Below are 20,884 nucleotides of genomic sequence, written 5' to 3' on the forward strand. Positions count from 1 at the left end.
GCCTCTGGCCTGCATGTCCGCGCCGCCGGGACCATCCCCGCGCGTGCGGGGAGCAGATCCATTAGCGGATTTCCCTTCCGTCGGAGCCGGGACCATCCCCGCGCGTGCGGGGAGCAGATGATGCCTCTGGCCTGCATGTCCGCGCCGCCGGGACCATCCCCGCGCGTGCGGGGAGCAGCGGTGCTTGATACACCGATATCGGTCCGCTAGGGGACCATCCCCGCGCGTGCGGGGAGCAGAGCCTCCCGGAGGCCGACGGCCGGGTGGACTGGGGACCATCCCCGCGCGTGCGGGGAGCAGTGCACCGAGTGCTGGTCGAGGTAGGCCATCCAGGGACCATCCCCGCGCGTGCGGGGAGCAGTGCTCCTCGACAAGGGGCCGCTCGCGGCCGGTGGGACCATCCCCGCGCGTGCGGGGAGCAGCGCGACGCCGCAGCCGGTCTCGGCCGTGAGCGGGGACCATCCCCGCGCGTGCGGGGAGCAGACCCTCCCTCTCCACCCACCACCAGAGCCCCCGGGACCATCCCCGCGCGTGCGGGGAGCAGCTGAGGCCGCGGCTGGGGCGACCCGAGGTGTAGGGACCATCCCCGCGCGTGCGGGGAGCAGCATCTTCACCATGTCGCGGCGAACGTCGGGTCGGGACCATCCCCGCGCGTGCGGGGAGCAGACTGACCGCGTTCGGCTGACCTGCACTGGGGAGGGACCATCCCCGCGCGTGCGGGGAGCAGGCGTCCCCGGTGTTCTGCACCGCGCCCTGCTCGGGACCATCCCCGCGCGTGCGGGGAGCAGGGCGCCAGCGACGCCGAACAGCTGCCGCTCCCGGGACCATCCCCGCGCGTGCGGGGAGCAGTTGAACCGCCGCAGCATGGTGGACGGCGGGTTGGGACCATCCCCGCGCGTGCGGGGAGCAGGCCGTGGAAGGCGAACCAGCTGTCCCCCCAGCGGGGACCATCCCCGCGCGTGCGGGGAGCAGGTCTCGTCCTCGGACGGGGCCGGCGGCGCTGCGGGACCATCCCCGCGCGTGCGGGGAGCAGGCGCGGGGACAAGGTCATCCGCATGTCCCACAGGGACCATCCCCGCGCGTGCGGGGAGCAGGCCGCGACGGTCATGGCGAGCGGGGTCACCGCGGGACCATCCCCGCGCGTGCGGGGAGCAGACCTCCTGGGCAGCGGCGTGCCGGGCGAGGACGGGACCATCCCCGCGCGTGCGGGGAGCAGGGGGACGCGGACGCGCTCCGGCTGTGGCCGGAGGGACCATCCCCGCGCGTGCGGGGAGCAGCCGGTGCGGCTCGGCCCCGGGCTGTCCGGGCGGGGACCATCCCCGCGCGTGCGGGGAGCAGACTTCCCGACCTGTGGCGTTAGGCACGAGGAGGTTGGAGTTTCACCACTTCTTGAGATTCCGACACTTGCGACAATCCCGACATCCTCTGCCATCGAAGCCCACCAGAACCGCCACCGGACGAAGCCTACGCTCACCCCCGAACTCACGTCGCTCGCCAGCCCCGTCCACCTCCGCCCGGGCCGGCCCTCAATCCAGGAAGTCGACGCCGCCGACTTCCTATGCGCTCCGCCTCCACCGGCAGCCCGGAGCCTCGCCAAGCCCAACCAACGCCACATACAACCGAACCGATCGGCGACCACCGCGCCGCCTCGCAACATCTCTGCGGGCATTGGTCGGAGCAGTAGCTGTAGAGCGCTTCGTGAGCCAGACTCACCACAGATGATCAACTGACAACACCAGGCCAAGAAAAGGAAGTTCTATGGCCCAGGCGAGTCCCACTCAGCCGGCCCGGCCGTTCTGGACAGTGCCCTACGCGCGCCGCAGCGAGGTGACCTCGGCAGGACGAGCGCTGCGCCGGCAGCAAGTGGGAGGCGCCGCGAGTTCGCGGCGCCTCCCACATCACGCGTGAGCAGCCGTGAGCAGCCGTGAGCATTACGACTCAACCTCCATACAGGCCCGGCCACAACAACACCCGAATCGCTGACTGCGATCGGCCCACGCCGCGCAACAATTCGACCGCAGCAGCGCCGGAGCAGGCGCGGGCACGGACAACCCAACAGTCGGCAAAGCGGCCTTGGATGCTCGCCAACACCGACCAGGACCCATCCCCGCGTGCACGGGGAGCAGGCCAGCCGCATGCCGCCAGGGCCAGCTCTACATCGGACCATCCCCACATGCGCGGGGAGCAGAACAGCGCGGGATCGGCCAGCGGCTCCAACACGGGATCAAGTCCCTCGCCGGCAGCCGCGCTTCTCTCAGAAGCGAAGCTGCGCGCGAGCTGGCCAAGGTCGGACAAGTCGAGGCCTACCGGTACCGGACCCTACCCGTCTGGCGGACGATTCAACTCGACGCCAGTATCTACATCAGCGCCTTCCACAGCGGCTGGGAGGGCCACGAGTCGGCATCGTTCACCGGGTGGCGTCGGCAGTTCGATGCCACGGCACCCGAGGCCGAGCAGATCATCTGACGAAGGGACGGGCGGACGATGGCGATCGAGGCCGAGCTGAAGGCAGTCGTTCGGGATCCGGAAGGCGTTCTCAAGACCCTTGAGGACCGGTACGGGGCCGGGCGGGCCGAGGTGTACCGCGACACCTACTACGACGCGCCGGACGGTTCCTTCATGGGTGCGGACAGGGAGTTGCGGGTCCGCACCGTGCACGGCCCGGATGGCACCCGCACCGTCCTGACGTACAAGGGCGCCCGCGTTGATGAGGCGTCCGGATCGAAGCCCGAGGCCGAGACCCGGGTCGACGACGCCGAGGCCGTGCACGAGATCGTCCACGGTCTCGGGTTCACTCCGCGGATCGCCTTCGAGAAGCAGTGCCGCAACTACGCCTTCGACCAGGACGGCCGGCGACTCCTCGCCACCCTGGTACGGGTACCCGAGATCGACGAGGTGTTCATCGAGCTTGAGACGACGACCGCGGATGAGGACGACCTCGGTCCAGCGCTCGCCGTTGTGCGCGCGGTGCTCGCCTCACTCGGTATCGCCGCGGAGGATCTGACGACCGAGCAGTACACCGACGCGATAGCCGCGGCCCGCCCCCAGCCGTCGGGGACACCTCGGACCAGGCAGCGGGCGTACCGGCGGTAGGTAGCCTGGCTGCGCCGGCCTCTTCCCCTGGGAGCAGGACGGCCGGCCCGCCCCGGGTTCTTTGCGCGTCACAGTCGCGTCTCGACTCATCGGTAGCATGCATCACCATGATGCGTGCTTGGATCCTGCCGATACTGCTCGTGCTCAGCGGCTCAGCCGTCGCGGTCGGGCAGTCCTTCAAGGGGAGCCCCGGCATGGCCGCAGCACTCTTGTTGGCGTTCCTGGCGCTCGCCGGCGTCAACTCACCCCTGATCTTCCCGAGGTCGATCGGTGCGCAGGAGGCACAACGCCGCGGCGCGGTCGACGGCCGACCCGTCGTCTTCTGGCGGCCGGGCTGCAAGTACTGCATACGACTGCGCATCCGGCTGGGCCGCAACGCCCGCCAGTTGCATTGGGTCAACATCTGGCGCGACCCGGCAGGAGCCGCGGCGGTGAGAGCGGCCAACGACGGCAACGAGACCGTGCCGACCGTCGTCGTGGCAGGCCGGCCACGCACCAACCCCGATCCCGCATGGGTTCGCGAACAGCTCTCCCCTTCCGCGTGACGGGCTCCCCGGAAAAGGAACACCGCGCCGCTCTGGCGCCGGGCCGTCGCCGAGTCCCGTCGTGGGGCCGGAGGCCTTGAGCCGGAGGCCTGCCGTCCGCTCAGAAGGCGGAGTTGGCGGTCCAGAACGCCAGCAGCTCGTCGTCCCCCCGCACCTCGAAGCGGTCGGCGGAGCGATCCAGGCGGCCGTAGAGGAAGAGCAGCAGGTCTGCGGCGGTACCCCGGACCGACGCGTCGGCACTCACGCCGGCGTCGGCGTCCCGGGCCTGCGGGTCGAGCCCGAAGCCGTCGGGACGCAGCCGGACCAGCCAGTCCCCGTCGCCGTCGGCACGGGTGAACCGGATGGTCCGGTCCGCTCCCCGGAGGGCGGCCGTCCCGGGGGCGAACCCGGCGGCGAAGGGCAGGTTGGTCAGGAATTCCGAGACACCGTCGGCGGCCAGCACCGGGTCGATGTCGGGGTCCAGGCCCAGGGCGAGGTCCGCGTCGACGCGGTGTACCAGGGTCTCGAACAGCATCCGGCGCACCCAGAACCGGGCGTGCTGGTCGGCGCCCCAGGCCCACATCGGCGCGTCGAGGTCGGCCGAGGCGAACTCCGCGCCGGCCTGCGCCGCAGCCTCGGCCAGCCAGTCGGGGTAGCCGTCCGGCATCGGCGGCAGGTGAAGGTCGACGTCCCTGCTACGCGGCGGCTCCTGGAGTCTCTGCCGCAGCAGGACGGTGAACCAGCGCTGCACGCTGCCGGTGTGGCGCACCAGGTCGGTCAGCGTCCAACCGGGGCAGGTGGGCACCGGGGTGGCCGGGTCGGCGGTCCGGACGGTGGCGACGAAGCGCGAGGTCTCGGCCGCGACGGCGGCGGCGTGGTCGATGGGGGTGGTCACGGTATCGCTCTCCAGGGTGGTCGGTCGGCTCGGGCGGGCGGCTGGTCGGCTCGGGCGGGCGGCTGGTCGGCTCAGGCGAGGGGCTTGTCGACGACGGCCTTGGCGTGGCTGAACGTCTCGATGGAGTACTCGCCGTGGTAGCGGCCCATGCCGCTCTCCCCGACACCGCCGAAGGGCAGATCGGGCATGGCCAGGTGGGAGACCGGCAGGCCGAAGGAGAGCGCTCCGGAGGAGGTCTCCTCGGTCAGCCGCCGCTTGGTCCGCTCGGATTCGGTGAAGGCGTAGAGGGCGAGCGGCTTGTCCCGCTCGTTGATGAAGGCGATCGCCGCGTCGAGGTCTGGCACGGCGACGATCGGCAGGATCGGGCCGAAGATCTCCGCGCGCATCACCGGCGCGTCCGGGGAGACGTCCGCGAGGACGGTCGGGGCGATATAGCGCTCGCCGCGGTCGTGGCCGCCACCGGTGACGACCCGCCCGTCACCCAACAGCGCGGCCAACCGGTCGAAGTGGCGGTCGTTGACGATCCGCCCGTACTCGGGATCGGCGGCCGGGTCGTCACCGTGCAGCTCGCGCACGGCGTCGGCCAACTGCTTCTCCAACGCGGCGGCGCTCTCACCGATGGCGAGGACGTAGTCGGGCGCCACACAGGTCTGGCCGGCGTTGAGGAACTTGCCCCGGGCGATCCGCCGTGCGGTGACCGCCAGGTCGGCGCCGGGCTCGACCACGACGGGGCTCTTGCCGCCGAGTTCCAGGGTGACCGGGGTGAGGTGGCGGGCGGCGGCCGCCATCACGATCCGGCCGACCGTGCCGTTGCCGGTGTAGAAGATGTGGTCGAACCGCTGCTCCAGCAGCGCGGTGGTCTCGGGGACGGCACCCTCGACCACGGCCACCGTGTCCGGGTCGAGGTAGCGCGGCAGCAGCCGCGCCATCGTGGCGGAAGTGGCGGGGGCGAGCTCGCTGGGCTTGACGACCACCGTGTTACCGGCCGCCAGGGCTCCCACCAGCGGGGCCAGCGCGAGCTGCAGCGGGTAGTTCCACGGCGCGATGACCAGGACCACGCCGAGCGGATCACGGACCACGCGGGCCTCGGCGGGCCGGAAGATCCCGGGGACGTCGGCGGGCTTCGGCCGGAGCCACTCCTCCAGGTGCGCGACGGTGTGGTCGAGCTCGTTCAGCGTGAACCCGATCTCGGTCCGGTACGCCTCCGCGGCGCTCTTGCCGAGGTCGGCGGCCAGCGCCTGCTGGAATGCCTCGGCCTGCTCGGTGAGCAACGAGTGCAGGGCCGCGAGCCGCTCCAGGCGCCGGGCGAGGGGCTTGGTCCGGCCGCTGTCGAAGGTGGCGCGCAGGCGGGCGACCAGGGTGGGGATGTCTGCCGCGGCGGGGGCCGGGGTGTGCGTCATGAGGGTCTCGCGGTCCTTCCGGGGCTTGAAGGCCTAGATGGTTGATGTCTTCAAGTAATTTCGACGGTAGACCTCAATGGTTGAGGATGTCAAGCAATCTCCCTATGCTGGAGCCATGCCCCAGACGCCCCCACCCGCACCAGTGCCCTCCCCCGAAGAGCTCATGGAACGGCTCGCGCGGGTGGCGGCGGCCTACTACCGCCACTTCGCCACGGTGGCCGCCGGGCACGGGCTCACCCTGATGCAGGGCAAGACGCTCAGCCTGCTGGTCCGCCCCCGGCCCATGCGCGCCCTCGCCGACCTGCTGGCCTGCGACGCCTCCAACGTCACCGGTATCGTCGACCGGCTCGCGGCCCAGCACCTCGTCCGCCGCGAGGCCGACCCGGTCGACCGCCGGATCAAGAACATCGTGCTGACCGAGCAGGGCGAGCACACCGTCCGTCGCATCCGGGCCGAACTGATGTCCAGCCTCACCGCCCTGGAACACCTCACGCCCGACGAGCGGGGCACCCTGTACACCTTGCTGGGCCGCGCCTTCCCCGAGACCGCCACCCCTCGGTAGGGTCGGGGACCGGCGCGGGTGGCCGTTGCTGAGGATGCCGAGCAGCGAGCCGACGCCGATGGCGACGTAAACCGGAACATCCCCGCGCGTGCGGGGAGCAGCACGGCTTCGAGCTGGACATCAGCAGGGGCTGGGGATCATCCCCGCGTGTGCGGGGAGCAGGTTTGTGAGCTGCGGGTTCAGGTAGCGGAGAGGCGGGAATTCACAACTTCTTGGGATTCGGGCAATTGGGGCATCCTCGATACCGGCCACGTCACCGACCCGGGGCTTGCGGGGTCAAGCGAAGCCTACGCCCGCGCCAACCCACCGCAGCAATGCAGTTCGACGTCCGGCCGTGAGGGGCCGGACGCCGATGTCGCATGGCGACGGCATCCGATGGGCGATCGGGCGCAGGGGGTCGTCGGCCGAATGGTGCGACCGAACCGGCCGAACTGAACTCCCCCGCCCGGCCCGCCGAGGCGAACTCGGCGGGCCGAGTCACGCCGCCAGGTCGCCCGCCCGTACGCCGGTGAAGGTGAGGAGGCGGTGCCAGGCGTCGGTGCAGGCGTCCTGCCAGTCGGCGAAGGCGTCGTCGAAGAAGGAGTGCGGGGCGCCCTCGTACACCTTCAGCTCGTACGGCTTCCCGGCCCGGTCGAGGCCGGCGGTGAAGGTCTCGAACTCCTCCCGCGTGGTCACCACGTCCTCGCCCGCCAGCAGCATCAGCAGTGGGGCGGTCAGCTGCTCCGTGCGGTCGCCGAAGAAGCGCGGCACCCCGTAGAAGCCCGCCGCGCCGGACAGGCCCAGGTCGGTGGAGGCCAACCGCCAGGAGTACGAGCCGCCGAGGCAGAAGCCGATGCTGAACACCGGGTCGCTGCTCCACTCCCGCAGCTTGGCGAGCGCCGCCGCCGCGTCGGCCTCGACGTGGGCGGGCTCCAGCAGCGGCATGTGGGTGGCCCAGTCGAAGTCGGCGTCGCGGGGGCTCAGGCCGGCCGAACGGCCGTAGAAGTCGAAGGTCATGGTGTGGAAGCCGGCCTCGGCGAACCGGCGGGCGAGGTCCTCGTAGAACGGGTGCAGGCCGCGCCGGTCGGGGAGCAGCAGGACGCTGCGGCCGTTGGGGGCGGTCGGGGCCGCGCGGAAGGCGCTGAACCGGTTGCCGTCGGCCGCGGTGATCTCCAGCCGGCCCTCCTCCGCGACCGAGCCGGTGACGACGGGGGCGGCGGGCGGACGGCTGTCGGCGGGGTGGCACATGGGGAATCCTTCGGGTGTTTCGGAGGTACGGGGGGTCGAGGGGGCAGGCTCCCTCGGACACGTCCCAGCTTGCCGGGACCGCTCCGGCGTACCCAGGCCCCTGCCGTTACGGGTACTGGCAGGACCACCCTGGGTACCGGAGGGCACCAGGTCACACCCGGCATACTGACCGGCATGGACGATCACCACGGCCTCGGGGAGTTCCTGCAGGCCCGCCGAGCCCTGGTCACCCCGCAGAGCGCCGGACTGCGCGGCGGGGGACGCCGCCGCGTGCCGGGGCTGCGGCGCGAGGAACTGGCGCAGCTCGCGGGGATCAGCGTCGAGTACTACCAGCGGCTGGAGCAGGGCCGGGCGAAGCACCCGTCCGACGAGGTCCTCGACGCCCTCGCCGAGGTGCTCCGCCTGGACGCGGTGGAGCGCGAACACCTGCACCTCCTCGCCCGCCCCGGTCGGCGGCGCGGACCCACCGACGCGTCGGCCCCGGCCGCGAAGGTGGCGGCAACGGTCCGCCCGGAGCTGGTGCGGCTGCTGGAGCACGTGAAGGTCCCGGCGATGGTGCTGAGCGACCGCCTGGACCTCCTCGCCCTCAACCCGGTCGCGAAGCGGCTGTTCGTCCACGGCGCGGCCGCCGCACCGGGCACCTGGAACCTGGCGGCGTTCCTCTTCCTCGCCCCGGAGGCCCGCGAGTTCTACGTCGAGTGGGACAGGATCGCCGCCGACACGGTGGGCCAGCTCCGCGCCACCGCCGGCCGCCACCCCGACGACCGGCAACTCGCCCGGCTCATCTCCCGGTTGCGCGCGGAGAGCGACGCCTTCCAGCGGCTCTGGTCCCGCGCGGACGTCGAGGTCCGCACCAACGGCACCAAGAGCTTCCGCCACCCGGCCGTGGGCACGCTCACCTTCACCTACGAGACCCTCGACTTCTCCGGCGACGACCGCCGGCGCCTCGTGACCCTCACCCCCGTCCCGAACGACCCGACCGAGGCCGCCCTCCACCTGCTCACCACCTGGGCGACGGACCCGGCGCTGCCGCCCGCCCGCCAACCCCAGGACGCCTGAGCCACCGCCTCGGCGTACCGCGACAACGAGGGGCGGGGTTGCCCCTGACACCGTGTGAGGGGGTGGACTGCTCCCACCGGCTCCCACCGGCTCCCACCTGCCCGGCGGCGTCCCGCCGGTGGAGGCCACCACTGTCCCCGCGAAGGGTTCCCCATGCTCGGCTACGTCGGCTCCGGTCCGTACTGCTACACCAACTCACTGGCCATGATGCTGGGCGCGGAGTCCCCCTCCACGGTGGTCGTCGAAACGCTGACCGGCTCACCGTTCGGCGCCCAGCTCCTCGCCGGTTCGCTACCGCTGTTCAACCCCTACGGCTGGCACCCCGAGATCGGCCTCGACTCCGCGATCGCGCACCTGGGCTGGAGCTGCGAGCGCAGCGACGGCGGGACGCCGGCCGAGGCGCTGGACCGGTTGCTGAGCGCCTGCGCGCGCGGCCCGGTCCTGGTCGGACCGGTGGACATGGGCCTGCTGCTGTACCAGCCCGGCACGCCGAACGCCGACGGCGGTGACCACTACGTCGTGGTGCTCGCCGCCGACCGGGACAGCGTCGAACTCCACGACCCCCACGGCCACCCCTACGCGACCCTGCCCACCCAGGCCTTCCTCGCCGCGTGGGAGGCGAAGGCGATCGGCTACACCGACGCCCCCTTCGTCCTGCGGACGGGCTTCGTACGCGAACACCGGATCACTCCCGCCGATGCGCTCAGGCAGTCGCTGCCGGACGCCGAACGGTGGCTGGCGGGCCGCGCCGACCTCCCCGTGCCGCCCGGCACGCTGGGGGGAGCCACCGCCGTCGAGCGGCTCGCCGACCTGGTCGACGAGGGCCTGCCCGCCGGCACCCGCGCACTGCTCACCGCATTCTGCGTCCGCGTCGGAGCGCGTCGCGCCAACGACGCGGCGACCTGCCTCGAAGAACTGGGCCTGTCGCACGCGGCCTCCGTCGCCCAGCGCCAAGCCCGGATCCTGGGCAGCCTCCAGTACCCGCTGCTCCACGGCGACGACCTGTCGGCGGCGAGCCGGCTGCGGAGCCTCGCCCCCACCTACGCGGAGCTGCGAACGGCCGTGGGCGAGACAGCGGGCGGCACCTTCTGAACGAGCGCGGCAGGTAAGCGCCCCCGCCCGCCCGCCCGCGCCCGCCGCCGCTGCCGACGCCGCTTGCGCGCCCCGGCCCGGCGGCTGTGGCGTGGGAGGATGAGGAGATGATCCACTCGGAGAACCAGCCCCGATGAACGAGCCCGAGCACCTGACCGTCCGCAGCGTCCTCGGCGGTGGGCCGTTCGCCGAGATCGGTGAGCCGTGTGCCGTCGTGCGGGACGATGCACGCGGGCTGGTCGCCGTCGGCGGCAGTGTGGGCGACCTGTACGGGACGGGGCGTTCCGTCGGCGGGTGGCACGGGGACCGGGTCGGGGTCTACGAGGTCGGCGGCCTCCATTGCCGGCTGGTCGTCCGCACCCGTTGGCCGGTGCTCGGCCTGGCCTTCCACCCTCATCTCCCCCTGCTGGCGATCGGGACCGGCGCGTACGACGGCGGTTACTTCCACGAGGGTGAACTGCTGCTCGTCGACCTGGCGGACGGCACCACCGTCTCCGCGCTGCAGGACCGCCGGGAAGTCCGCCGGGTCGGCTGGCGGGAGGACGGGCGTGCGCTGGAGGTGGTCGTGGCCCCGGCCGACGACGAGGCCGACGACTCCCCCGAGACCCACGGGTTCGCCGCCGTCGTCGAGCGCGACGACTGGGGCCGGGTCGCCCCCCGCAGTGTCTCCTGGACGGAGCTCTCCGGCCCGCGGGTCGAGGCGCCGCATCGACCCAAGGGTGTGAAGCGGGCCGCGCGGGAGGCGGTCGCGGCGCTCGCCGCCGGGCTCGGGCTGTCGTGGTCGCCACGGTGTCAGGTGTGGGCGGTGGAGGAGTTGGCGGACGGGCGCATGCTGGCCGTCCTCGCCGGCACGAAGCTGGAGTGCCGACTTCCTTCGGGCGTGGTGGAGTGGACGGTTCCCGATCCCGATGGTGCGCGCGAACTCCACGTCTCCCCCGGCCGGACGTCGGCCTGGATCCATGTCCCCCGCCCGAACCGCTGGGTGGACGGCGCAGGTTGGAAGGACGTCCCCAGCACCGTCGAGCGGCTCTCCCTCGACGACGGCAGCACCCTCGACAGTGTCGAGATCGCCTTCCCCGCCGCCCTCACCGCCGGTCTCGACGGCCGGATCGCCCTCCGCGACACCCGGGCCGACAAGCGGAAGACCCCGATGGTCCTGCTCGCCCCGGACGGCACGCCCACCGCCGGACCGGCCCTGGGCGGCTACGACTCCACCAACACCTACTTCGCCGTCCGGCACAGCCCCGAACTGCTCTTCCTCCAGGGCGGGAAGAAGAAGTACTGGCAGGACAAGTGGGTGGTCGCCGTCGATCCCGCGGCCACGAGTGGCGGCGGGGGACCGACGGTCCGCCGGCTGTTCCCGCTCGAATGGGACGCCGACCGCGCCGGTCACCTGTACGGCGGCCCGCCCGTCCACCTCGCAGGACGCGACGGAAGCGACCCTGCCCTGGTGCATGCGGGGGCGGTGCACCACGGCCACGGGCCGCAACCCGGCGGTGTCTTCGTCGCGCGCCGCCGACTCCCGGACGGCCACCCGCAGTGGGTGTTCACCGCCGACGACCAGGTCACCGCCCTCGACAGCGACCCCGAGGGCGGAACCGTCTTCGCCGCCTTCACCTCCGGCGAGCTCGTCGCCCTCGACGCGGCCGACGGCGCCCCGCGCTGGCGCACCCGCCTCCTGGTGGACGGCGTCCCGACGACGGCCCTCTCCCTGGTCGCGCCCGCCGCCGGCCGGCTGCTCGTCGGCACGGTGGACGGCCGCGTCCTCGTCTGCGAACACCGCTGAGCGCCCGTTCCCGGAGTCGGATCGGCATCCCGCGTCCGTGGGGTCGGTGGTAGCCGCCCGGAGGGGGCCGGCCCCTCGGAGTGCGCTCCGAGGGGCCGGGTGCCGTCGTCGACGGCCTGATTGAGGGTCAGCTGGTCGCGATGGAGGTGTCGTCGATCACGAAGCTGGTCTGCTGCGAGGAGTCCTCGGTGCCGGTGAACTTGAGGGTGACCGTCTGGCCCGCGTAGGCCGAGAGGTCGAAGGTCCGCAGCTGGTAGCCGGCCGCGGCGTCGACGTTGGAGTAGGTCTTCAGCGTGGTGCCGTTGACCTGGACCGTCAGCTTGTCGTACTGCGTCGAGCCGGACTCACCGGTGTCGATGTGCAGGTAGAAGCTGAGCGTGGCCTTGCAGCCGGTCGGGATGGTGACCGTCTGGGACAGCGTGTCGGTGTGGGTGGAGCCGTAGCCGTTCATCCACGACTTCCAGCTACCGCCGTGCGCCGCCTGCGAGGACGAGTTGTCGATGACGCCGCTGGAGGCGGTCCACGGCGCGGCCGTGCCCGTCTCGAAGCCCGCGTTGCCGAGCAACTGCGCCGGCGTGCAGGTGCCGCCACCGCCGCCGGTGACCGTCCAGACGAAGGCGGTCGAGCCGGTCCGGCCCGCCGCGTCCTTCGCGGTGACGGTGACGTTGGAGGTGCCCGCCGTGCTCGCGGTGCCGCTGATGAGGCCGGTGGAGGCGTTGATCGACAGGCCGGCCGGCAGGCCGGTGGCCGTGTAGGTGTACGGGGTCGAGCCGCCGCTCGCCTGGATCTGGAGGTTCGCCGAACCGCCCACCGCCGTCGACTGGTTGCCCGGGTTCGCGACCGAGACGGAGCCGCTGCCCGCGGGCTTCGTCAGCAGGCAGCCGCTGACGTTGAGGTCGATGACGCGACCGCTGCCCAGGCAGGTGGTGAACCAGTAGGTCTCCTGGCCGTAGCTCTGCCCCTTGTGCGCGGTGGTGGTGCCGTCGGCGGCCACCTCGCAGGGGTTGTCGAGGGTGCACATCTCACCGTTGTCGCTGCCGGTGTTGTTGATGCCGACGACCTTCCTGGTGGCGGCGTCGACGATCGGCGAACCGGAGGTGCCGTGCGTGGTGTTGCAGCCGGAGCTGTACCGGATCGAGTCGCGCCAGCTCCACTCGCCCTCGCGCAGGTCGACGAAGCCGTTGACGGAGCAGTTCCAGGTCTGCTTCCAGTAGGACGACGGTATGAACATCGCCGAGCCGTCGACCGGGTGCGTGTCGCTGATGGTCAGCGCGGTGGCGCCGAACTTGGAGGTGATCGACCCGAAGGTGTCGGTGAGCTGGTACAGCGCGACGTCCGTGCCGGTCATCGTCGCGTACAGCACCTTGTCGGCCTGCACGGTGCCGAGCGAGCCGCCCGAGGCGTTGAGCAGGGTGCCGCTGCGGCTGGCGGACTGGTTCTGGATGACCTGGCCGGCGGACGGCATGCTCGGCAGGCAGTGGCCGTTGGTGAGCATGAGGGCCCGGTCGGCGTCCACCGACGAGGGGTAACGCACCAGCGAGGCCGAGCAGTTGCTCAGCGCGATGGTGGACGTCAGGTCACCGGCCTGCACCGCCTGCGCGGGGGCGACTGCCACGGAGGTGAGGACCCCGGCGATGACAGCGCTCGCGGCGGACGCGGCGGCGAGTCTCTTGAACATGGCTCTCCTTGTGGGGGATGCGGGGCGTACGACCGGTTGCGGACGCCCGCGCCGCACGAAAGTGCCATGGCCACTTCAATCGGTCAACCGCCCGGGCAGAAGTCACCGGTGCGAATCAGCCCGAGTGGGCATCAACCGTCCGCGGGTAGTGGGGTGACGGGGGGTCTGCTCGCCGGCCGCCTTGTCCGGGGCGCGGCGAGGGTGCTGTGGGCGACCGTCAGCGGAGGTCGAGGACGGGGCGGGTGGAGAGGCAGTCGACGAGGTCCTCGCCGTCCTCCCCGTAGACGAGCTCCGCGAGGTCGGGGTGGCGGTTGGCCGTGGCGAGCGGGAGCCAGGCCAGGACGGTGCCGTAGCCGCCGCAGACGGACTCGCCGCCGTCGCCGCCGTGGATCAGCCCGGGCTCGCTGGTGATCTCGGAGCGGTAGGTGTCGTGGGCTATGCGCAGGCCGAAGGCGTTGGGCCGGGCGTGCGGGCCGGCGTCGTCGCCGTAGGGGATGCGGTCGAGCGGGCACTCGTCGCCCCAGCGGAACAGGGTGCGCGCCCCGGCCCCGCAGGCGTGCTCCCATTCGTCGGGCGTCGGCAGCCGCAGGCCCTCGCGGGCGAGGACGGCCGGCATGGCGGCGGGTGCCTCGTCGATCGGCTCGTCCTCGACGGCCATGAGCAGCGTCGGCACGGTGGCGGCGCGGAGCGGGCTGAGCACCCGGGCGAGGTGGGCGCGCAGGTCCTCGTCGCCGAAGCCCTGACTGGCGCTCTCCTCCCGGTAGCGGGCCAGGAGTTCGGCGGACGGCTGCCACGCCGCCACGTCGAAGCCGACGGTGACCCGCCCACCGGGTATCAGCGCGAACATCCGCCCGCCCCGCTCGACGAGCACCCGGTGCAGCGGCGCCCCCAGATGCTCGACCGCCTCGACACGGTCGAGCCGCCCGCCCGCGGTGCTCGCGACCTGGGCGGCGATGCGCGTGGCGGCGGCGAGGTCGAACCGACGCCAGGCGGCGAAGGTGAGGGTGGCGAGCGGTTCCGGGGCCATGACGGGAGTGTGGCATGGGCCACTGACAATTGAACTGGGAGTGGACGGCGCCCGAACGCGCCCGTCCTCCGACCCGAAAGCCGGAGGACGGGCGAGGCGGAGGACGGGCGAGGCGGAGGGCGGCCAGCGCAGAGGGACGCGGGAGGGGCGCCCCCGGATCAGCCGAAGTCGGGGATCGGGTGGTCCGGGGCGAGGGCGGCGGCGATCCGCTGCGCGATCGTGTGGGCGCTGTGCCCGCCCGCGGCGTCCGGGCCGTCGGTGGTGGAGACGGCGATGGCCAGGTGCTCGCACGGGAGGTAGTTCTGCGAGGCGGAGTAGCCGAAGAACAGCGGGTGTTGGGAGATCCAGTCGTTCAGCACCAGCAGGCCCATCCCGTAGTGGGTGGCCTCGGTCTGCGCGAGGCAGACCGTCTCCGGGCACGTCTTCGTCGGCTTGCCGAGGCCGACCGTCCCCGGGTTCAGCAGTTCGCGGTAGCCGGCCGGGGAGAGCAGTTCGCCCGAGCCGATGCCGACGGCGGAGCGGGCCAGGTCGCAGATGTCGGTGGTCTCCACCGCACCGGGGGCGGTGGTCCAGGAGGGGTTCCAGAAGGTGGACTCCTCGTACCGGCCGCGGTCGGAGGTGAAGGCGTGCAGGACGGGGGTCGGGATGTCGGGGGTGAAGCTGTTGGCGGTCTCGTGCAGGCCGAGCGGGCCCAGGACCTTCTGCCGGAGCAGGTGGTCCAGCCTGGTCCCGGTGATCTTCTCCAGGGCGGCCCCGAGCAGGACGAAGTTGGCGTGCGAGTAGCTCCAGTTGGTGCCCGGCTCGTACCAGCGGTCCCGACCGGTCGAGATGCCCACCAACTCCTCGGGCGTCCACTGGCGGAACGGGTCGGCGTAGACGGCCTCGCCGAAGCCGGGGGCGGTGACGTAGTCGACGAGACCGGTGGTGGAGGCGCCGAGCATCCGCAGGGTGATCCGGTCGCCGTGCGGGAGGTCGGGCAGCCAGCGCGCGACGGGCTCGTCGAGGCCGACGACGCCCTCGTCCACCAGGCGCAGCAGTGTCGTCCCCAGGTAGCTGATCGCCACGTTGCCGTTCCGGAAGTGCATGTCGGGCCGGGCCGGCACGCCGGTCATCGACTCGCCGAGCGCGGTGGTGAGGAGCTCCTGGCTGTCGGCGGTGACCTTCACGATCACCGACTTGAGGCCCAGCTCCGCCTTCGCCTGCTCGGCGACCCGCAGCACGTCGAGCGCCGGGCCGTCGGTGGGCGGCGGGGAGGCGACGCAGGGCCGGCGGTGCTCGGGGGCGGCCCCGGCGCCCGTGACCTCGCCGGAGCCGGAGCCGGAGCCGGACGCGGAGGCGCTGGCGGTGGCGGTGGCGGTGGCCGGGACGGCCAGGGCAACGAGCGCGGAGACGGCGGCGACGGCGGCGAGGCGCAGCAGGGCGCTCCTGCGGGAGGGTCTCATGCCCGCAGTATCGACAGGCCGAGCCCGCGCACCCGGCCCGGCGGCGGCCGACCCGCGCGAACGTCACCCGTCGGGCCCGCGCCCCAGCACGGCCGCACCGCACAAGGCACACAGCAGCGCCACCGGTCGGCAGGTCCGACCGGCGGCGCTCCCCCGAGCCCGGCGGCAGCGCGCTACGGCTGCGGGAAGTTCTGCTCGTCCACGTCACTCGTCTTCGCGTTGCCGCCGACCTTCGCCGTCAGCGTGATCGACCAGATCGAGTACGTCCGGCTGGTCTCGAAGGCCAGCGTCTCGTCGAACTTCGTGTAGCTGCAGTCCTGGGTGAACATCTTCAGCGCCGGGTCCCAGTCGATCCCGTCGGAGAAGAACACGTCGTAGGTGCCGTCCTCGACACCCTTGATCGACGCCTTCTTCCCCTTGCCGACGTACAGGGAGTAGGAGGACTTGCCGCTCTTGGAGAGCGAGACCACGGAGTCGGTGCTGCCCTCCGTGTTGTCGATGTTCAGCTCGCCCTCGCCGCGCAGCCGGCCCTTGGTGACGAAGGTCCCGTTGTCGAGCGAGCGGGTCTGCTGCGCCGGGGTCTGCGGGGCGGTGAAGTTGGTGGTGTAGCCGGCGGCGGTCATCTCGGCGAGGGCCGCGGGGATCGCCTTGAGGCCCTCGGAGGCGCCGATCTGGGCGAAGGCGGACCCGGTGGTGCAGAAGGTCTTCGCCTTGATGTCGGTACGGATCTTGGTCAGATCGGTGGCGAGCTGCGAGAGCGCCGTCACCAGCTGACGCTTCGTGGTGCCCACGGCGGCCGGTGTGGTGCTCAGGCCGAGGCCGCTGCTCGCGGAGTTGGCGGCGGTGGCCGCCTCCTGGAGGCCGGCCATGAAGTTGGTCAGGTCGGCGGCCGGGTTGATCTTGCCGAGCGCGGTGCCGACCGGGTCGACGTAGCCGGCCAGGACCGGCCCGTACGGAGTCGGCGTCGGCGTCGGGGTGGGTGTCGGCGTGGGGGTCGGGGCGGGCAGCGCGCTGAAGCCGTCCGACGGGCTGGACCCCGCCGAACCGCCGGAGGTGCTGCTCGAACCGCCGGTACCGCCACTTGAACAGGCCGCAAGCAGCAGGGCGGTCCCCACCGCCGTGCCGACCTTGGTGAAGGACTTCATGCCACTCCCCCGAATGTTCTCTCGGTGCTCTCTCATGCACGCTCCGTGCAATCCGCTCGTCCCCGCCGCCATGATCCCGATAGGACAAGACACGGTCAACAGGGCGCACTTGCAGCGCGTCGTAGCGTATATGGGGCGCATAAGCGGCGCACAGGGCTTTCCTGGCTGTCAACTACGATCGACGCGTGCTCAGCCTCACGGGACTCCCCCTCCAGATCATCGCCGCCGTCGTCGCGATCGCCGTCTTCGCCGCCACGATGTGGCTCTGGCCGCGGTTCGGCGGACGCGGGTGGAAGGCCTGGACGGGGCGGGTCGGCGCCTTCCTCGCCACCCAGCTCGCGGTGCTCGTCGCGATGGGGCTGATCGCCAACGGCTACTTCGGCTTCTACAGCTCCTGGAGCGACCTGCTCGGCACCAACGGCAAGCCCGGCACGGTCGTCGACCACCAGCCGAACGCGGCCGCCAGCCTCTCCGTCACCGGGGAGAAGAACATGTACTCGGCGCAGGGCTCGGCCCGCGACCGCTCCGGGCTGATCCAGGAGGTCTCGGTCCGCGGGGCGCGGAGCGGTCTGAGCAGCGACGCGTTCGTCTACCTCCCGCCGCAGTACTTCCAGCCGGAGTACGAGCAGCGCAAGTTCCCGATGGCCCTGGTGCTGGCCGGCTACCCGGGCTCGGCGGAGAAGCTGATCACGCTGATGCAGTACCCGGCGTCCGCCCTCGCCGCCATCGAGGAGAAGAAGCTGCCGCCGACCGTCCTGGTGCTGATGCGCCCGACCCTGGTCGGCAACCGCGACACCGAGTGCATGGACGTCCCCGGCGGGCCCCAGGTCGAGACCTTCTTCACCAGCGACCTGCCCGCGGCGCTGGCCTCCGGCTACCGGATCGGCACCGACCCGGCCAGCCGCGCGGTGATCGGCAACTCGACCGGCGGTTACTGCGCCCTCAAGTTCGCGCTCCGCAAGCCGGACGCGTACCGGGCGGCGATCTCGCTCTCCGGCTACTACACCGCGCCGATCGACGAGACCACCGGCGACCTGTTCGCCGGCAACACCGGGCTGAAGCAGGAGAACGACCTGGTCTGGCGGCTGAAGAACAAGCCCGCCGAGCCGGTCTCGCTGCTGCTCGCCACCAGCTACGACGAGAACAACTACGAGGGCACCCAGGCCATGGTCAACGCGTTCAAGGCGCCGACCAGGCTCTCCACCATCACCCTCGACACCGGCGGCCACAACTTCCACACCTGGACCAGGGAGATCCCGCCCGCGCTGGAGTGGCTCGGCAAGCACCTGACGATGCCCCAGGCCGCGTAGGGTCCTGCCGGCGGGGCGGCAAGAGCCGGGCGGACCGGCGAGGATCATAGACGCCTCACACCCGCGTCTCACCCTTCTCTCAGCCGGGCGCCCGAGCCTAGCGCCCATGACCACGACCAGCCTCACCCCACCGGCCGGCGAGCCCTGGCCGGAGGCCGGGGACTTCCCGCCGCCGCAGCCGCCATCCGCCTCCGCGCCGGAGGGGGCGGCGGCCGAGCGGACCACCCACTCTCCGCTGTTCCCGGAGTTCCCGCTGCCGCCCGTCGGCCCCAAGGGCCCGGCCTCCTGGGCCGGGCGGCTGCGCACCCTGCCGGCCCGGAGCCTGCGCGGGCGCGCGGAGGACCCGCGCTGGGTGCGGCCCGCCCTGCTCGCCCTGCTGGCCGCCACCGCCGTCCTCTACCTCTGGGGCCTGTCCGCCTCGGGCTGGGCCAACGCCTTCTACGCCGCCGCCGTCCAGGCCGGCAGCCAGAGCTGGAAGGCCTTCTTCTACGGCTCCTCGGACGCCGGGAACTTCATCACCGTCGACAAGCCGCCGCTCTCCCTGTGGCCGATGGCCCTCTCGGCGCGCGTCTTCGGGCTCTCCTCCTGGTCGCTGCTGGCCCCGCAGGCCCTGATGGCGGTGGGCACGGTGGCCACCCTGTACGCGACGGTGCGCCGGCGCTTCTCGCCGCTCGCCGGACTGCTGGCGGGCGTCGCCCTCGCGCTGACGCCGGTGGCGGCGCTGATGTTCCGCTACAACAACCCGGACGCGCTGCTGCTCCTGCTGCTCACGCTGGCCGCCTACGGGCTGGTGCGGGCGATCGAGGCGGCGGGCACCCGGTGGCTGGTGTTCACCGGCGTGATGTTCGGCCTGGCCTTCCTCACCAAGACCCTCCAGGCGTTCCTGGTGCTGCCCGCCGCCCTGCTGATCTACCTGGTGGTGGCGCCGACCGGGCTGTGGCGGCGGGTGCGGCAGCTGCTGGCCGGCGGGCTGGCGATGGTGCTCGCGGGCGGCTGGTGGGTCGCGGTCGTCGAGCTGGTGCCGGCGTCCGCGCGGCCGTACGTCGGCGGCTCGCAGGACGACAGCTTCCTCTCCCTCACCTTCGGCTACAACGGCCTCGGCCGGCTCAACGGCAACGAGAAGGGCAGCGTCGGCGGCGGCGCCCACAACCGGATCCCGGCCGGGGTCCAGGCCGTCGTCGGCGGCGGCCCCGGGGGCGCGCCCGCCGGCGGCCCGCCCGGCGGGATGCGCGGCGGGGGCGGCTGGGGCGAGACCGGTCTCACCCGGCTGTTCGACGGCAACATCGGCGGGCAGATCACCTGGCTGATGCCGGCCGCGCTGATCCTGCTGCTGCTCGGCCTCTGGGCCACCCGGCGCCACGCCCGGACGGACTCCGCGCGCGCGGCCTTCCTGGTCTGGGGCGGCTGGCTGATCTCCACCGCGCTGACCTTCAGCTTCATGTCCGGGATCTTCCACCAGTACTACACGGTGGCGCTGGCCCCGGCGGTCGCCGCGCTGGTCGGCATGGGCGTGGACGGGCTCTGGCGGGCCCGGCACCGGCTGCCGTACGCGGCGGTGCTGGCGGCGACGCTGGCGGTGACGGTGGTGTGGGCGTACGTGCTGCTCGGGCGGAGCGCGCAGTTCCTGCCGTGGCTGCGTCCGGCGGTGCTGGCCGGCGGGCTGCTCGCGGCGGTGGCGCTGCTGGCGGCCGGTCCGCTGGCCGCCGGTCCGCTGGGGGCCCGGCTCGCGCACCGCGCGGACGGCGGACCCTCGGGCGGTGAGGGCACGGGCCTCGGACACCCGGACGGCGCGCGTGCCTCCGGACGGCGGCTCGCCGGGCGGCTGACCGCCGTGGCGGGCCTGGTGGGCGCGGCGGCGGCGCTGGGCGGCCCCGCGGCGTACGCGGTGGAGACGGTCAACACCCCGCACCAGGGCTCGATCGTGCTGGCCGGGCCCTCGGTCGCGGGCGGCTTCGGTCCGGGCGGCGGCAAAGGCCGCGGTGCGAAGGGCGGCGGCGCGGCGCCGTGGCTCAACGGCCGGACGGCGACGCCCCCGCAGGACGGCGGCCGGGCGGGTCGCCAGGGCGGGCACGGCACCCCGGGCGGGCGCGGCACCCCGGGCGGCCATGGCGCCCCGGGCGGCAGCCACGGCGTGCCCGGCGGCATGAACGGGCTGCCCGGCGGCCAGGGCGGCGCCGGCGGCATGGGCGGCATGGGCGGGCTGCTGAGCGGCACCAAGGTGAGCGAGGAGGCCGCCGCCCTGCTGAAGCAGGACGCCGACCAGTACCGCTGGGCCGCCGCCACCTCCGGTTCGCAGAACGCCGCCAGCTACCAACTGGCCTCCGGCGTCCCGGTGATGGCCCTCGGCGGCTTCAACAGCAGCGACCCGTCGCTCAGTCTGAGCGCCTTCCAGGAGTACGTGCGGGAGGGCAAGGTGCACTGGTTCCTCGGCGGCGGCTCGCGCCGCGCGGTCGGCGGCGGCGAGACCGCCGGGACGAACGCCGCGCACACCGCGAACGGCCGGGGCGGCGGGTCCGCCGAGTCCGAGACCGCCCAGATCGAGGCGTGGGTGGAGAGCCACTACACCCCCCGCACGGTCGGCGGGGCGACCTTCTACGACCTGACCCAGCCGCCCACCTCCTGACCCGGCGGCACCCCGACGGCG

The 20,884-nt window shown here is 72.7% G+C and carries 14 protein-coding genes, 2 pseudogenes and 1 CRISPR repeat array; of the genes and pseudogenes, 8 read left to right on the top strand and 8 right to left on the bottom strand.

What is annotated here, in order from left to right:
- Window positions 1-27: 27 nt before the first annotated feature.
- Window positions 28-1,338: a CRISPR direct-repeat array (repeat unit 29 nt; unit sequence GGGACCATCCCCGCGCGTGCGGGGAGCAG).
- Window positions 1,339-2,484: 1,146 nt separating this feature from the next.
- Window positions 2,485-3,093 (top strand): class IV adenylate cyclase, encoded by a 609-nt coding sequence (gene cyaB / locus ACFP3U_RS02500; RefSeq protein ID WP_380223439.1) that lies wholly within the window; start codon window positions 2,485-2,487, stop codon window positions 3,091-3,093.
- A 107-nt stretch (window positions 3,094-3,200) separates the two neighbouring features.
- On the top strand, window positions 3,201-3,638 hold the full coding sequence (locus ACFP3U_RS02505; RefSeq protein WP_380223440.1) for a glutaredoxin domain-containing protein: 438 nt from the start codon (window positions 3,201-3,203) through the stop codon (window positions 3,636-3,638).
- Between the two features lie 100 nt (window positions 3,639-3,738).
- Here the strand turns inward: ACFP3U_RS02505 and ACFP3U_RS02510 are convergent, their stop codons facing one another.
- Window positions 3,739-4,512 carry a maleylpyruvate isomerase family mycothiol-dependent enzyme gene (locus ACFP3U_RS02510; RefSeq protein ID WP_380223441.1) on the bottom strand — a complete coding sequence of 258 codons (774 nt, stop codon included), beginning with the start codon at window positions 4,510-4,512 and terminating at the stop codon, window positions 3,739-3,741.
- A gap of 71 nt (window positions 4,513-4,583) precedes the next feature.
- Window positions 4,584-5,912: an aldehyde dehydrogenase family protein gene (locus ACFP3U_RS02515; protein WP_380223442.1), complete on the bottom strand. Its 1,329-nt coding sequence runs from the start codon at window positions 5,910-5,912 to the stop codon at window positions 4,584-4,586.
- Between the two features lie 115 nt (window positions 5,913-6,027).
- Between ACFP3U_RS02515 and ACFP3U_RS02520 the strand changes: the two genes are divergently transcribed.
- The gene (locus ACFP3U_RS02520) at window positions 6,028-6,474 is read left to right on the top strand and encodes a MarR family winged helix-turn-helix transcriptional regulator (protein WP_380223443.1); all 447 of its coding nucleotides are present in this window, start codon (window positions 6,028-6,030) and stop codon (window positions 6,472-6,474) included.
- Window positions 6,475-6,951: 477 nt separating this feature from the next.
- Here ACFP3U_RS02520 and ACFP3U_RS02525 read toward each other — a convergent pair whose 3' ends face one another.
- The gene (locus tag ACFP3U_RS02525; RefSeq protein ID WP_380223444.1) at window positions 6,952-7,701 is read right to left on the bottom strand and encodes a dienelactone hydrolase family protein; all 750 of its coding nucleotides are present in this window, start codon (window positions 7,699-7,701) and stop codon (window positions 6,952-6,954) included.
- A gap of 174 nt (window positions 7,702-7,875) precedes the next feature.
- Here ACFP3U_RS02525 and ACFP3U_RS02530 point away from each other — a divergent pair, with 174 nt between their 5' ends.
- The 3 genes from ACFP3U_RS02530 (at window position 7,876) to ACFP3U_RS02540 (ending at window position 11,638) form a co-directional block, all read left to right on the top strand.
- Entirely contained in the window at window positions 7,876-8,760 is an 885-nt protein-coding gene (locus ACFP3U_RS02530) for a helix-turn-helix domain-containing protein (RefSeq protein WP_380223445.1), read from the top strand.
- Between the two features lie 153 nt (window positions 8,761-8,913).
- A complete protein-coding gene (locus ACFP3U_RS02535) occupies window positions 8,914-9,852 on the top strand; it encodes a hypothetical protein (RefSeq protein WP_380223446.1) in 939 nt (312 codons plus the stop codon).
- A gap of 133 nt (window positions 9,853-9,985) precedes the next feature.
- Entirely contained in the window at window positions 9,986-11,638 is a 1,653-nt protein-coding gene (locus tag ACFP3U_RS02540; RefSeq protein WP_380223447.1) for a PQQ-binding-like beta-propeller repeat protein, read from the top strand.
- Window positions 11,639-11,765: 127 nt separating this feature from the next.
- Here ACFP3U_RS02540 and ACFP3U_RS02545 read toward each other — a convergent pair.
- The 5 genes and pseudogenes from ACFP3U_RS02545 to ACFP3U_RS02565 all read right to left on the bottom strand — a co-directional run.
- Window positions 11,766-12,488, bottom strand: a pseudogene (locus ACFP3U_RS02545) (Ig domain-containing protein); the annotation flags it as partial.
- Between the two features lie 210 nt (window positions 12,489-12,698).
- A pseudogene (locus tag ACFP3U_RS02550) lies at window positions 12,699-13,316 on the bottom strand (S1 family peptidase); the annotation flags it as partial.
- A 217-nt stretch (window positions 13,317-13,533) separates the two neighbouring features.
- Window positions 13,534-14,343: a hypothetical protein gene (locus ACFP3U_RS02555; protein WP_380223448.1), complete on the bottom strand. Its 810-nt coding sequence runs from the start codon at window positions 14,341-14,343 to the stop codon at window positions 13,534-13,536.
- Between the two features lie 158 nt (window positions 14,344-14,501).
- On the bottom strand, window positions 14,502-15,785 hold the full coding sequence (locus ACFP3U_RS02560) for a serine hydrolase domain-containing protein (protein WP_380223449.1): 1,284 nt from the start codon (window positions 15,783-15,785) through the stop codon (window positions 14,502-14,504).
- Between the two features lie 173 nt (window positions 15,786-15,958).
- Complete coding sequence (locus ACFP3U_RS02565) at window positions 15,959-16,930, bottom strand: hypothetical protein (RefSeq protein ID WP_380223450.1); 972 nt, start codon at window positions 16,928-16,930, stop codon at window positions 15,959-15,961.
- Window positions 16,931-17,115: 185 nt separating this feature from the next.
- Between ACFP3U_RS02565 and ACFP3U_RS02570 the strand changes: the two genes are divergently transcribed.
- Complete coding sequence (locus ACFP3U_RS02570; protein WP_380223451.1) at window positions 17,116-18,240, top strand: alpha/beta hydrolase; 1,125 nt, start codon at window positions 17,116-17,118, stop codon at window positions 18,238-18,240.
- 106 nt (window positions 18,241-18,346) lie between these two features.
- Complete coding sequence (locus tag ACFP3U_RS02575; RefSeq protein WP_380223452.1) at window positions 18,347-20,863, top strand: ArnT family glycosyltransferase; 2,517 nt, start codon at window positions 18,347-18,349, stop codon at window positions 20,861-20,863.
- The last annotated feature ends 21 nt before the right edge of the window (window positions 20,864-20,884 follow it).

Origin of the sequence: Kitasatospora misakiensis (genome assembly GCF_042656005.1) — a bacterium.
Taxonomy (GTDB): domain Bacteria; phylum Actinomycetota; class Actinomycetes; order Streptomycetales; family Streptomycetaceae; genus Kitasatospora; species Kitasatospora misakiensis.

Bases quoted from the DNA above. Each gene is read 5' to 3' on its own strand.
- ACFP3U_RS02530 (WP_380223445.1), top strand. From the start codon at position 7,876: ATGGACGATCACCACGGCCTCGGGGAGTTCCTGCAGGCCCGCCGAGCC.
- ACFP3U_RS02525 (WP_380223444.1), bottom strand. From the start codon at position 7,701: ATGTGCCACCCCGCCGACAGCCGTCCGCCCGCCGCCCCCGTCGTCACC.
- ACFP3U_RS02560 (WP_380223449.1), bottom strand. From the start codon at position 15,785: ATGAGACCCTCCCGCAGGAGCGCCCTGCTGCGCCTCGCCGCCGTCGCC.
- ACFP3U_RS02575 (WP_380223452.1), top strand. From the start codon at position 18,347: ATGACCACGACCAGCCTCACCCCACCGGCCGGCGAGCCCTGGCCGGAG.
- ACFP3U_RS02540 (WP_380223447.1), top strand. From the start codon at position 9,986: ATGAACGAGCCCGAGCACCTGACCGTCCGCAGCGTCCTCGGCGGTGGG.
- ACFP3U_RS02555 (WP_380223448.1), bottom strand. From the start codon at position 14,343: ATGGCCCCGGAACCGCTCGCCACCCTCACCTTCGCCGCCTGGCGTCGG.
- ACFP3U_RS02535 (WP_380223446.1), top strand. From the start codon at position 8,914: ATGCTCGGCTACGTCGGCTCCGGTCCGTACTGCTACACCAACTCACTG.
- ACFP3U_RS02565 (WP_380223450.1), bottom strand. From the start codon at position 16,930: ATGAAGTCCTTCACCAAGGTCGGCACGGCGGTGGGGACCGCCCTGCTG.
- ACFP3U_RS02520 (WP_380223443.1), top strand. From the start codon at position 6,028: ATGCCCCAGACGCCCCCACCCGCACCAGTGCCCTCCCCCGAAGAGCTC.
- ACFP3U_RS02505 (WP_380223440.1), top strand. From the start codon at position 3,201: ATGATGCGTGCTTGGATCCTGCCGATACTGCTCGTGCTCAGCGGCTCA.
- ACFP3U_RS02515 (WP_380223442.1), bottom strand. From the start codon at position 5,912: ATGACGCACACCCCGGCCCCCGCCGCGGCAGACATCCCCACCCTGGTC.
- cyaB (WP_380223439.1), top strand. From the start codon at position 2,485: ATGGCGATCGAGGCCGAGCTGAAGGCAGTCGTTCGGGATCCGGAAGGC.